Annotated in this window: 15 protein-coding genes; 7 read left to right on the forward strand and 8 right to left on the reverse strand. The window is 34.8% G+C overall.

Annotated features, from left to right (window positions below; translation table 11 throughout):
• Positions 1 to 165 precede the first annotated feature (165 nt).
• The 4 genes from AC4G3N_RS06575 (at position 166) to AC4G3N_RS06590 (ending at position 3,152) form a co-directional block, all read left to right on the forward strand.
• A complete protein-coding gene (locus AC4G3N_RS06575; RefSeq protein WP_066099846.1) occupies positions 166 to 600 on the forward strand; it encodes an LptM family lipoprotein in 435 nt (144 codons plus the stop codon).
• Between the two features lie 431 nt (positions 601 to 1,031).
• Entirely contained in the window at positions 1,032 to 1,256 is a 225-nt protein-coding gene (locus AC4G3N_RS06580) for a hypothetical protein (RefSeq protein WP_139891144.1), read from the forward strand.
• Between the two features lie 360 nt (positions 1,257 to 1,616).
• Entirely contained in the window at positions 1,617 to 2,654 is a 1,038-nt protein-coding gene (locus AC4G3N_RS06585; protein WP_491089948.1) for a MerR family transcriptional regulator, read from the forward strand.
• Between the two features lie 21 nt (positions 2,655 to 2,675).
• Entirely contained in the window at positions 2,676 to 3,152 is a 477-nt protein-coding gene (locus AC4G3N_RS06590) for a MerR family transcriptional regulator (RefSeq protein ID WP_491089949.1), read from the forward strand.
• A gap of 108 nt (positions 3,153 to 3,260) precedes the next feature.
• Here the strand turns inward: AC4G3N_RS06590 and AC4G3N_RS06595 are convergent, their stop codons facing one another.
• Complete coding sequence (locus AC4G3N_RS06595; RefSeq protein ID WP_066099858.1) at positions 3,261 to 3,803, reverse strand: GNAT family N-acetyltransferase; 543 nt, start codon at positions 3,801 to 3,803, stop codon at positions 3,261 to 3,263.
• A 26-nt stretch (positions 3,804 to 3,829) separates the two neighbouring features.
• Complete coding sequence (locus AC4G3N_RS06600; RefSeq protein ID WP_175354207.1) at positions 3,830 to 4,312, reverse strand: GNAT family N-acetyltransferase; 483 nt, start codon at positions 4,310 to 4,312, stop codon at positions 3,830 to 3,832.
• A gap of 207 nt (positions 4,313 to 4,519) precedes the next feature.
• On the opposite strand from AC4G3N_RS06600, the gene zupT reads away from it, so the two are divergent.
• Complete coding sequence (zupT, locus tag AC4G3N_RS06605) at positions 4,520 to 5,329, forward strand: zinc transporter ZupT (protein WP_066099864.1); 810 nt, start codon at positions 4,520 to 4,522, stop codon at positions 5,327 to 5,329.
• Between the two features lie 64 nt (positions 5,330 to 5,393).
• Here the strand turns inward: zupT and AC4G3N_RS06610 are convergent, their stop codons facing one another.
• Positions 5,394 to 6,215, reverse strand: coding sequence for an STAS domain-containing protein (locus tag AC4G3N_RS06610; protein ID WP_066099869.1), 822 nt, complete (start codon positions 6,213 to 6,215; stop codon positions 5,394 to 5,396).
• 771 nt (positions 6,216 to 6,986) lie between these two features.
• Between AC4G3N_RS06610 and AC4G3N_RS06615 the strand changes: the two genes are divergently transcribed.
• Positions 6,987 to 7,250, forward strand: a complete 264-nt coding sequence (locus tag AC4G3N_RS06615; protein WP_066099872.1) for a hypothetical protein — start codon at positions 6,987 to 6,989, stop codon at positions 7,248 to 7,250.
• Between the two features lie 59 nt (positions 7,251 to 7,309).
• On the opposite strand, the gene AC4G3N_RS06620 is transcribed toward AC4G3N_RS06615, so the two are convergent.
• The gene (locus tag AC4G3N_RS06620) at positions 7,310 to 7,819 is read right to left on the reverse strand and encodes an LURP-one-related family protein (protein WP_066102213.1); all 510 of its coding nucleotides are present in this window, start codon (positions 7,817 to 7,819) and stop codon (positions 7,310 to 7,312) included.
• Between the two features lie 241 nt (positions 7,820 to 8,060).
• Here AC4G3N_RS06620 and AC4G3N_RS06625 point away from each other — a divergent pair, with 241 nt between their 5' ends.
• Positions 8,061 to 8,351: a hypothetical protein gene (locus AC4G3N_RS06625; protein ID WP_066099877.1), complete on the forward strand. Its 291-nt coding sequence runs from the start codon at positions 8,061 to 8,063 to the stop codon at positions 8,349 to 8,351.
• A gap of 191 nt (positions 8,352 to 8,542) precedes the next feature.
• Here the strand turns inward: AC4G3N_RS06625 and AC4G3N_RS06630 are convergent, their stop codons facing one another.
• From AC4G3N_RS06630 to fosB, 4 genes are all read right to left on the reverse strand, one after another.
• Entirely contained in the window at positions 8,543 to 9,505 is a 963-nt protein-coding gene (locus AC4G3N_RS06630; RefSeq protein ID WP_066099880.1) for a S8 family peptidase, read from the reverse strand.
• 379 nt (positions 9,506 to 9,884) lie between these two features.
• Positions 9,885 to 10,595: a 6-phosphogluconolactonase gene (locus tag AC4G3N_RS06635; protein WP_066099884.1), complete on the reverse strand. Its 711-nt coding sequence runs from the start codon at positions 10,593 to 10,595 to the stop codon at positions 9,885 to 9,887.
• A 375-nt stretch (positions 10,596 to 10,970) separates the two neighbouring features.
• Positions 10,971 to 11,930 (reverse strand): DMT family transporter, encoded by a 960-nt coding sequence (locus tag AC4G3N_RS06640; protein WP_491089950.1) that lies wholly within the window; start codon positions 11,928 to 11,930, stop codon positions 10,971 to 10,973.
• Positions 11,931 to 12,264: 334 nt separating this feature from the next.
• A complete protein-coding gene (fosB, locus tag AC4G3N_RS06645) occupies positions 12,265 to 12,684 on the reverse strand; it encodes a metallothiol transferase FosB (protein WP_140461336.1) in 420 nt (139 codons plus the stop codon).
• Positions 12,685 to 12,744 lie beyond the last annotated feature (60 nt).

Here is a 12,744-nt window from a genome sequence, read left to right on the forward strand (position 1 = left end):
TTTCTTTGGCCTAATCCGTAAGTATTCGAATTCTCTTTGCCTTAGCGCAGTCATCAAGAAAATGTAACTTATTACCAAAAGGCATAAAACTATTTCTTTCTTCCCTGATGTTCATTAAAATGTAATTACAAAAATAGGTATCTTACGTGAGAAAGGAAAAAAAACATGAAGAAATTTTTTTTCATAATACTTGCACTTGTAATGTGCACGGGGTTAGTTGCATGTGGCGGTTCATCTAGTAGTAAACAGGAGGGATATACACCTGCTAAACCACTAGATCTTTCAGGTACATGGGTTCAAATTAATAGCAATTCTGATGAAGCTTGGCAGGAAGCCACTATTGCAGATGGCACAATTGAAATCAACTGGATCAGTGATAAAGGGGAAACAAAATCATTGTACTGGTCTGGCACATATGAAGCGCCAACTAAATCCACTAATGAATATGAATGGACATCTAAAAATGATAAAGAAAAAACTGACAGTGCCTTGTTAGCATCTGGTGCTGACACTAAAGATTTCACTTATAAAGATGGTGTGATTTCCTATGAAGCATCAGCTATGGGAACAACTACTACTATCAAATTGGAAAGACAGTAAATCATCTTAGCATAAATTGAAAGCCCATGAAAAAAAACAGGTCAGAGGCCAAATGCCCTCTGGCCTTTTCTCATGAACATCTTTTTTGATTTCATTAATTTGGATACCTTTTCAAAGAAAGTATCCCCTCTAAATTAGCAACGCCAACTTTCGCTACTATATAAGATCCTTTGGGTTTTACTTTCGCAAACTAAATACATCACTGCACCGATTGCTAATAACAAAATCTAAATGATTCATTTTTCACCTTTTTACTTCCGTAAATTTTATGCTCAACAAACAATGAATTCCTGGAAATCAGCCCTGCGTAATTAAGGATATCTTAACAAAAAAATAATTAAGCATTATTTGTTCACAAAATATACACAATCTGTTACGATAATTGTAACAATTTAAATTTTTTTACTATTCCTACAAAGGGTGGGGTTCAAATGAAATTAAAAACATACGGGTTATTTATACTTTCCATTATTTTTGCTGTTATAGGACATTTTAAAGTTTCCGGAAGCATACAGCCAAATGGTATTGAGGTATACTCCAACACAACCGTTCTTGAGAGTATTTCCAACGGAGTTTTGTTAGGCGGGTTTGTCTTCTTTATCGGAATGGCAATGCTAGGATATTCTGTTTATAACTTTGTAAAAGAACATTCTTAATGTTTGGCCCTCAGGTACTTGCTGAGGGTTTTTTTATTTGCTTTTTTTGTCCTACACCTTTTTACTGTTAAGCTACAAACTTCACTTTTTTCTACCGCAAAATATTTCAACCTATCCTGTTTCCCCCTTTATCGTGCATATAATTGCCATGCCTCGTCCGTATTATGAATCCTTCCCAGCATTCTCTGTTTTTAGATAGGTAAACCTCCCGAAATGAACATAAAAACAAGGACTCTGAAGAAATACAACTTGTTTTGATAGCTTTTGTCATGCAGCAGGAAAAGTATATTGCCTGTGAAGAATACATGTATTAGAAAGATACAAATATACCTAAACGACAAAGGGAAAGGATTGTTAATTATGAAAGATAATCAAATCTTACGAGCATATTCCATTAAAGAAGTTTCACGGAGAATAAATGTACCTGCAGGAACAATCCGCCAATGGGAAAAGGACTTAAATGGCGTATTAATTATTCCGCGTTCTAAACAGGGAGCCCGTTTTTATACTGAAGTTGAAATTTCAATTTTAAAAAGAATAAAGGAAATGCGTGATAAAAATCTTAGTAAGGAAATTATTAAGGACATGCTACAAAAACATTTAACTCAAGAAAAACAGCCTGTTTCAGAACCCCCTTCTGAAGATTCCGGAACCTCTTTGGCTGTTGTAGAAAAACCAGCTGAACCAAGGATGGAGGATTTCTTGGTAGCCATGGATGATTATAAGAATAATTTAATGAAAGAAATGTCAGCAGAGTTACGAAATAATCGGAACCTTATGATTGAAGAGGTAAAAAAAGAAATTTCACAAGGTTCAATTGATACGATTAAAGGCCTATCGAAAACGATTCAACGATCCAATATAAAAACAAACGGAGAGTTACGAAAACTTTCTCTAAATGTTTCAAAAGCATCAGAGCGTACATCCGAAACATTCGGAGCACTAACGACCACCATTGCGAGGTCTTCAGAGGGAGCCTTTGAATCGTTTTCCAAACGGATATCCGAAGCGGCCGCAGATGGTTATCGTGACTTACTTGCAGACCTCTCTGCGTCCGTAACTGAAACACAACAAGAAATTAAAAGTGTAACAGAGGCCATGTATCAGGATCGCGAGCAGTATTTCGAAACGATGAATAATGAATTAGACCAGTATCGAAATGACATCCGTCAACGAGAGGAAGCTTTTAAACAAATGGTCATGAGCTTCCGAGATGCGGCACCTACAAAAGAATTAGAAAAACCAAAAACAGTGAAATTTAAAGACGTTAAAAAGAATAAAACAAAGGAAAAGGGAAAAGTCAAAACAGAAAAAAATAAGCAAGATAAACAGACTTTAAAGGAAAAGGATATGGTTCCAGCAGAAAAGAAATGGTGGAGTTTTCGACGCAAGAAGTAAAATCTAAAGGTGGTATTAAAAATGAATACAAACGAAGTAGCTAAAATCTTAGGAGTTTCATCGAGTACAGTTAAACGTTGGGTTAAACACCTATCTATTGAACCTGCCAGAAATTCTAAAGGGCACTTTATCTTTACAAAGGAAGAATTCAGCCAATTGGAACACTATCATAATCAAGATCAAATTCAATCCGTTCAAATGCTCTCTCATCCAAATAACGAAGAGGTAGAGAAACTAAAACTAAAAGTTAATGAACTTGAATTAAAACTGTATAAAAAAGCGGATGGTGTTGTGTCCATCCAGCTACTCCAACATCGAAATGAACTTGAGGATTTACTGTCCATCGTAAATGAACTAACAACTCGAATGGATCATCTTGAGACCCAATTAAGCGGAACAAAAAAACCTCCCGCTATTTCTAAGCCGATTGCACTTGATACAATAAAATCCAGGCGAAAAAGGAAACGGAAAATAACACAAATCATGTTTGGGTTATAAGGATATTAACTTAGAAGTATAACGGGACTTTTTCAATAAGTTCCGTTATTTTCTTTATTAATGTCTGTATACGTCCAACCGCCGAAAAATAATACAGCGGAGTATTTATCAGTGTTTCCATTCCGGTTTCGTAATTGAAAATACATAGGCATCATGTGATTGATTTCTCTGATATAAATATCCTCGAAGTGTCCCTTCTAATGTAAAACCCATTTTCAGCAACAAATGATTAGATGAAGTATTAGCCGGATACGTAATAGCCCCTATCCGGAATAAATCAAGTTGATGAAAGGAATAGTTTACTACTGATATAATAGCTTCTGTTGCATATCCTAACCGCCAAAAATCCGGATGAATCTCATACCCAATCTCGGCACGTTTGCTTTTTAAACTAAGATTATTTAAGCCAACTGTACCAATTAACTGACCAGATTCCTTTAAAGTAATACCCCACCTTATGGATTGCCCAAGTGCCAGCCCTCTATCCAGAGTTGCAAAAATTAAAGCAGCATCTTCCTTTTTGGTCAAAGGCTCCATCCCATAATACTCCATTACTTCTTGTTTAGACATGATCGTAAAATACTGGTTTAGATGAGAGGTATTTAATCTTACTAATTGTAAACGCTTAGTTTCTAATTCTACAAAATCCATTTAAACTCCTCCATTTCTTATCCCCTTTAAATCTTCAAATGCAAAACCATTTGTTCTCCTCTTTTCCCCATCCTCCTCTCCCCCATATCCTTAAAGCCGCAGTTTATGTATAAGGATTGAGCAGGGATATTTTTCATATTCACTAGCAGAACAACTTCATCAATTTCCTCAAAATGATTTTTGATAAAGTTGGAGATCGAGTATAATGCTTGTTTGGCAAACCCTCTCTTTTGGTATTTATAATTAACTGAAAAACTGGTTAATAACAGTGCTCTATGGTTTGTCGTCACTTCAGCCACCCTTTTGCCACTGTATAAACAGAAAAAGCCGACTGCCTTTCCGTTATTAAGAATCAACACTGGAAACTTATCACAACCCTGATATACTTGTTCTAATGCTTCGAGCGGATATGATGTAAATAGATATTGTTCAGGGGGTAGCTTATAATCTCTTATACCTTCTATATATTCGTCGGAATAACTAGCTAATGTAATTTTAGAAGTATCCAAATGTTTCATCCTCCATATTTTTCAAAATAGAAGTAATAATTTATAATACCTAATTTATTTTAAAGATTCAATTTTTTATGAACAATATACTTTTGACGAACATATTAATTAGAGTATAGAATTATAATCTATAGAGTTATATTTTGATTTTACTTGATTCAAAAAGGTACACTATGTTTAAGTTATAAGGTTAGAGAGGTTTTCATAATGGATCAAACTATTTTATTTGCCTTTGCATTAACACTCATGGCTGGTTTAGCAACAGGAATCGGGAGCTTGATTGCTCTGTTAACATCTCGTACCAATAAAGTATTTTTATCCGTTTCCCTTGGCTTTTCTGCCGGCGTCATGATTTATGTTTCAATGGTTGAAATTTTTGTTAAGGCAAAAGATTCTCTTGTCAGTGCTTTAGGCTATGAAAAGGGCTATACAATGACTGTGGTTGGTTTTTTTGGCGGTATCTTACTTATCGCCTTAATTGACCGTTTTATCCCAAAGCAAGGGAATCCTCATGAACCAAAAAAAGTGGAGGACATGAATAAGCCGCGAAGTGAAATTCATAGTGATGAGCTTATGAAAATGGGTGTGTTTACCGCTTTGGCAATTGGTATTCACAATTTCCCGGAAGGTATCGCTACATTTACATCAGCAATACAGGATCCTGGCTTAGGAATTGCTATTGCAGTCGCCATCGCTATTCACAATATTCCCGAGGGGATAGCGGTTGCCGTGCCTATCTATTTTGCGACCGGGGACAAACGAAAAGCCTTTAAACTTTCATTTCTCTCCGGATTGGCAGAGCCAGTCGGTGCTCTAGTAGCTTACTTACTGTTAATGCCATTCTTAACTGATATGTTGTTTGGAATTATCTTTTCGGCGGTTGCAGGGATTATGGTATTCATTTCGTTGGATGAATTATTACCTGCAGCTAAAAAGTATGATGAAGGTCACCATGCCATTTATGGGTTGATAGCAGGGATGGCGTTAATGGCAATTAGTTTATTATTATTTATTTAACCAGCTATTTCAAAAAAAGTAGGTCCTGAATTTTCAGGGCCTACTTTTCTTTTACTTAAAAGTTTTAAAGAAATCTTTTGATAGCTTGTTGAAGACTGCCCATTGTAGTAGCTTTGTTTTCAAAATTAATCCCCATATGGATAATTTGCTGTACAATATCGGGGCGAAGTCCTGTGATAATGGATTCACACCCCATCATTGAAGTACCCTCAATTAACTTCATTAATTGATCAATAACATCAGGATCCATCTCAGCTATACCGGATAAATCAATAATTAAGGTTTGGATATGGTGTTCTCCAACTGCTTGTAACGCTTTCTTTTCTATAATTTTGGACCTATTATCATCCCATACACCGATTAGTGGTAAGATACAAATCGTCGGTGTGATCGGTATAATCGGGACGGATAAATTTTCAACCATTTTAGTCTGCTTTTCAATTAATATATCTTTATAATTCGAATAGCTGATAAAGAAAGTATTCAAGAAACTATCAATTTGATTGTTAATTTGTTTTTCCATAATAAAAAAATCTTCCATATTAAAAGATTCTTCTGATTGTTGAACAAATTGATTGATAAATGCCCACATCGTTCTTCTTATTGCCTGTACCCATTCCAATTTAAAATTCAAAGTAAGGGAATGAGTAGCCCAAGCTATGCCTTCTTGCTTAGCAAAATCAATAACTTCTTTCTTCTCCTGGTCAAGAACGTATATAACCAGTTTATGGGCGTTATTTATCAAATCAATATTGCCAATCAGTAAGATTTCTTCTATTTTCCGCCTGACATTTACTGCTTCAGATAATAACATATCGCTAAAGGACTGGCGATTTTCCACGATATATTCTTTGATCATGGCAGCTTTATCCAAGGTTGTATCCATTCTATCCCTCCTATTATAGTCGTCTGGCTACATAAATTTTATCAGACACTTCAATAATCGTAAAATATTAACTCTTCCTTTCTAAAGTATTTAATAGGTCATCTTATTAATTCGTATGACAGAAAAGCTACAAAGGATTTTACCCTTTATAAAGGCTTTTCGTATAGTTTGTTGTTAGTAGTCAAAGGTTGAGTGCGAAAACCCAAATTAGAGGAAAATAAAGTGAAAAAATCCAATAAATACAAAGAGAAATGTGATATAAATACTTGTAGTATTTTAATTAGATGGGGGATTCAATGTATAAAAGATATTGGGGATCTTTGACATTTTTGAGCTTGTATGTAGTTGTGTCTATACGTGTTTTCCACACCTAAACTCTTTCCTAATTTAAGCCAGCGAAACCAATTGAGGCAGTTATCAAATATTAAGTTGCAACAACTTAAATATGCTAACGGATCTTCAGTCTACTATAAAAAATATCGTTATTCCCTCTTTAAGCTTAATATATCAACCCCCATTTGGTATAACCATCACGAAAACAGCCTTTAAAAAAGAAAAGTCATGAAGGGTTAGTATTCTGGAACGAATCGTTGGTCACTTAGAAGAACATAAAAAAAACTAGAATGAACCCATATAATCTCGCTTACAGAGTTCATTTTAGTCTCATAGCATTTGTTTGATTAAAAATTGTTACTCTTAATTTCTACTACTTTTTTGTAAATTCAATCATATACTAATATGGATTATGAAAATTTTTAACGGAGGTTAAGGATGATAACGATAAAATCCTTATATGGAGTCACAGCTATGAATTTATTTATCCTTTTACCCTTATTAACAGAGTCCTTACTTCAGGATTGGACATTTTCTTTTTCCCAGCTCGCTTATTTTGTCTGTCCCATTATTACCATGATAACACTTATTAAGATTATCCAATTAGATATATTAAAAACCTATCATGGTGCCTTCAACTTTATTGTTCAATTACTTATTGGAGGCACTTCAATTATTATCGCGTTCAATCATTCTGGCTAAGTCACCTCTATTTACTCTTTTAGTTCTATCAATTAAAGTTTTAAAGAGTAATCTCTCGTTTATACGGTACTGTTCGCAGCCGAATGACTCCTTTTTTGAATAGCATTTACACCCATGACAACAGCTATCATTTCACCTATTTCGATTTCATTGGAAGTTTTAGATAATTCATAGGCAGGACTTGATAAGATGGAGTTGACTTTTCTAAATCGGCCAACTTGCTTTCCTTTTTCACTGAGGATTTCATATCTTTTGGAAAAGGTTTCTGAATCAATGCGGAATACTCCCCGGTTATGAGCTGTGTACTCGTATTTTTTGGCAAAAAAGCTAAATCTTGCACGTACGAAGCCAAGTTCATCCCCCTCTTGATTTGTAACGATCCACCTGTTGCTGAAAAGCGGGAATTTGCCGCTAATCAAAATATTTCCCTTCAAATCTAATACATCGATTGTGGAAGTAAAGGCACTTTTTAAATCTAATTTACCAACAATGTGTTCATCCCTTGTATAAATATCTTTTTGGCCAGATGAAAAAAAACTATCTGTAAAGTATAAATTCTTATAATCCATATTGCCACTCCCTGACATTCTTAATTCCCTCTTCATTAACATTTCTACATCTAAAACCGTATTCCTGCCTTAAAATATATATTGCCACTGAAGTTTGTCTACCTTTATAATGAATACAAAATTATCCATTTTCACGATGTACCCCTAAATGATTGGCATTCGTTAATGAAGCCCTTTATCCGCCCTGCCCACCAATCATTTTTCATATATTAAAAGAATAACTAATAAAGGAGTGGAGACATTGGATTGGAATTTATTTGGCGCCCTAGCGATTGCTCTCTTTCTTATTCGCTGGGATCAGAACAACATTAAACTTATTAATTTATTTAAAGAACTGTTAATGATAGGCTTGTTTGTACTTATTTTATCTTTTAGCCTTAAAGTTGAGAATCTAGCATTTTCCGTTTTCAACTATGTTCCTGAACAATTTGAAATTTGGACTGGCGCTCTCCTCTTCATTTCCTTTATTGGCGCATTGACTCACAGAGGCTGGCGCATCTTCAACACAAACCATATCAATCGTCATCATTAAAAAAGAATGCTAATCCATTTCCTACATAAACGAAAGGACTGCCATACTGAGCTAGCTATTCAGTGTGGCGGTCCTTTTTATGGTTACGCGGCCAATCTTACTATCACTGTTATAATGAAGCTTTTCAAATCTTCTCATTCGCATCATAAATCTTTTTAACGATTCAAGAATACTTTTGTACTGTCAACAATCTACATATTTATAGCATCATCTAAGGACAGTTTATTAACCAGCTCTGTTAAATAGTCAGGGGCTGTCAAATACAGCAAGCCATTTCCCTCTAATTTAGGTGAGTTCCCAAGCGGTATTGTTCTCTTTATTAATTGTGCATATATTTCCGGCTCACTTAAGTTACGTTCAAAGCTGTTATTGGTCATAACCTTAATAAGAGCCATTGCTCCTGCCACATGAGGCGTAGCCATAGATGTTCCACTTAAAGTCGCATATTTTCCGTTCAAATAAGTGGATAGAATTTTCTCACCAGGTGCTACCAAATCAATCTCCTTATTCGAATTAGAGAATCGGGATGACCGGTGTTCGAGATCAATTGCGCCAACACTGATGACTTCGTTGTAAACTGCCGGATAGCAAAGCTCTTCCGTCTCTTCATTACCATCTCCATCATTGCCTGCGGCACAAATAACTGCAATATTATTCATTACTGCCTTCTTAATTGCTTCATGCAGCTCAGGTACATCTTCTGTTCCCCCTAGAGACATAGAAATAATATCTGCTTTTTGCTCGATTGCATAAAGAATCCCGTTAATAATCCAGTCATATTCACCGAAGCCATCCTTATCCAATACTTTCAGAATAAGCAGCTTGGCAGCTGGAGCAACCCCAACTACCCCACTTTTATCTTGCGTGGCTGCAATTGTTCCCGCCACATGTGTACCATGCCCGTTATAATCCTGGAATTTATCAGGGTCACTATCATCGTCTGTAGTAAAATTCCGGCCGCCAATAATTTGCTTTGCCAAATCAGGATGGTTCACATCACAACCAGTATCCAACACTGCAATGGTTACACCTTCACCCATCGTAACATTCCAGATTTCAGGGGCTTCAATCATTTCAATGCCCTTTGGCACCTCATTGACTGAATCAAGCTGTTGATCAATATGATATGGTATAACTTGCACTTCTCTCTTCATCTTATCTCCTCCACTTGAGATTAATTTGAAGCCGGTACCAGTTGTTACCCATATTTTAACAATATATATAAAAATATCATAGGTACATTCGCACTGATTTTTAATTAGCTTATTTACATAATTATTCATGATTCATGGTTACTACTTATCAATCGTTATATTTTGACAAGTTAACATTATAATTAACCTGAGTGTAACAATGGGCGTGATTCAAAAATGAAAGACAAAATCGTATTTTATCACTAATACAAAAAACGATTATCCGACCTCTTCACTGATTCAAAACCGATAAATAGTATAATGAATATTCAGAAAATGGTATGTAATAACGCTGACTGATTATTTTACTTAATATTGATTTTTATACCATGTACGTTTTTTAAACCCTTAATAAGCTTCCAGCTTCCTGATCTAATAAGAAAGTTGTATTTTGGTGTAAAACTTTCTTTTGTGTATGTAAATGTAAATTCTCCTTTAACGTTTTCCTGATTATTTGCGCTTTATGCAAACCATTCGCCAACACAATAACTTCCCGTGCTCCCATTATATGTTTATATCCTACCAAGTAAGCTGCAGGCAGATCCTGTGTATCAGACTGATTATAATAATCCTTATCTCCTATGCGGCGAACATGTGAATAACAAGAAAAAGAACTACTGGGACTAATAAAACCAATCTTGCAATCTCCGCCAATTCCCAATAGGACTAAATCTAATCCCCCGTTTTTAATAATATCATTGTCAATTCTCTTACATTCCTTATGAGGTATCTCAGATTTTCCGTTAAAAAAAACCAATTGTGAAGCTTTGACATTAACTTTAGAAAAAAATTCTTTATAGAGGAATTGATTGCAGCTGCCTTCATCATAAGTGCTTCTGCCCATCCATTCATACATAACTGCAAAACGGCACTCTGAAAAATCAACCAACCCCAATGAATATTGGTTCGCTAATATCTCCAATACTCGCCTTAGACTATTTTCGGCAGGGAGACCTATAAAAAGGTTTGGTTTTTCATTGATTTCTTGTATGATTATTTCAGCCGCGGATGTGGACATTTCTTCGTAATCTTTAAAAATTGTATAGTTCATTTTCTCACAATACTCCTTCCAATATTTAAGCATTTAATTCATTATCCTAAAGATGTATTTCTATTCAGTCATTCATTAACTAGTCCAATTTGTGAAATTTAAGAGAAAGTACAGAGGCGGAGTAAGTAATCATTTATGTACTAAACAGAGGAGGTTATAAACTGTATTGAAGTTAGAAGTTATAAGAAATTGTTGGTTTTATCAAACTACCTTTCCAATAATACAATGCTTCCATCCTCCTAGGCAAGAAAGATGTCTGAAATTTTTGTTAAATTAATCAGAATAAAGTCTTACTAGGAGATAAAAAAAGAAAAAATGTCAATTTCAGCAGAATTAACATTTTAGAAGGATTACTATTTATATATTTCTACCTTTTTATATTTCTTTTGCAGTAATCGTATTCTCTTTCTTCTCAACAGAACTTAAGCTATGCAAGACTAATCCAAACATGACAATAAATATTCCAATCATAGCCGAGATGGACGGAAATAAAATAGATAAGAATATCATCTCTCCTGCTAAAGCAAACAAAATTTCCATGGATTGAGTGGCCTCCACCGCTGCCATCTTTTTCATATCACGGTTAACGAGATCGGTTGCTTTAAAAAATAGAACGGTGGCAATGACTCCTGAAGAAATAGCAACTATCAATGTTTGAATATTTTGCATAGGGCTTGGTGGTCCAACTGTAGACAGCGCCAGAATGGAGACGATAATCCAAAGAGGTAAGCTGGCTATGGTCATTCCTAGTACTCGTTGATATGCATCCAACCGACCTTTTGTAATTTCCATCATTTTACGGTTTCCTAATGGATAAGCAAATGCTGCTATCAGGATTGGGATAAAACCAAATAAGAATTCCTTTATTGTTAACTGATTCATATTTTCCATCTGTATCAATAAAATCCCCAGTAAAATAAAGCATGAGAAAAACAATTGCTTTTTAGGTATGATACCTTTTTTTGAATAAATCCCCTCTTTAAATTCAAAAAACAATGGTGTCAATAAAGTACCTGCCACTATTGTAATTTGCCAGGTTCCTGCTGTAAGCCACCCTGGAGAATATGCTGCAGCAAAACATAAAGGCAGATAGAACATCCCAAAACCAATAAAGCTCCAAAAAAACCATGCCTTTAAGTTTTCTCGCATAATAACAAACAATTGCCATAAATTCTTTCGGAAATAAACAATTGCCATTAAAAATGGAATCATATAAATATAGCGCAATGACACACTCCAAAGCCAGCTACCTCCTGAGAGTTCCATTGACCTGTTTAGTATAAATGTCACCGCAAAGAAAAAAGATGCCAATATACCTAACAATATGGATTGCACTCACATCAACTCCCTATACTAAATTCTTCTCAAAATGGCTATGCCTTTCTCTTAAACCATCTATTATAAAAGGTTTTACAAATGTAAAAGATGCGTAGGTAAAATAAAATGTACATTTGGAATTATTAACAACCTTCTAATAACAAGAAAATCATTCTTTTCCTCAAACGTTTATCTATGAAACGTGTAATATTCGTAACGGCAAAAAAGTTAGAATTAAGGAACAAGTTTCAATCATTTTATCTTTTTTTAAATGCTGCGTGAATACATTATCATTGGCATCCAAGCTTAATAAATATAGAATAATGATTACTTTAAGCTGCTTTCACATCAACTAAAAAAACTTCATATGGGTTTTCGCTTCTTTATAATAGGAAAGACGATCATCAAGATTCCCAGTATGGAACTCAAATTTATGTCCATCAGGATCAGTAAAATAAACGGATCGCTGATCTTTTAGATCTCTTATTCTTCCTGGAAGAATATTCACGTTTAACTTTTTTAAGTGATTTATACACTCATCGAAATCTGCTTCTTCTACGGAGAAAGCTATGTGGGTATATGAATATTCTATGTCCCTCCGAGGTATCATTTTTTCTTCATTCAATGCTAACCATAAACCATTAAAATTAAAATATGCAGTTGTTCTCCCTTTTACAAGTAATTTCGCTTCGAACACTTGTTCATAAAATAAAATGGATTGATCCAGATTGGATACGGAAAATAACAAATGATTAATCCCTTTTATATTCATCCTTTATTCACCCTTTGTTTTTGGTTCATTATACTTGAAAGCGAACCAAATCCCCCAGAT

This window comes from Bacillus sp. z50 (assembly GCF_058313585.1).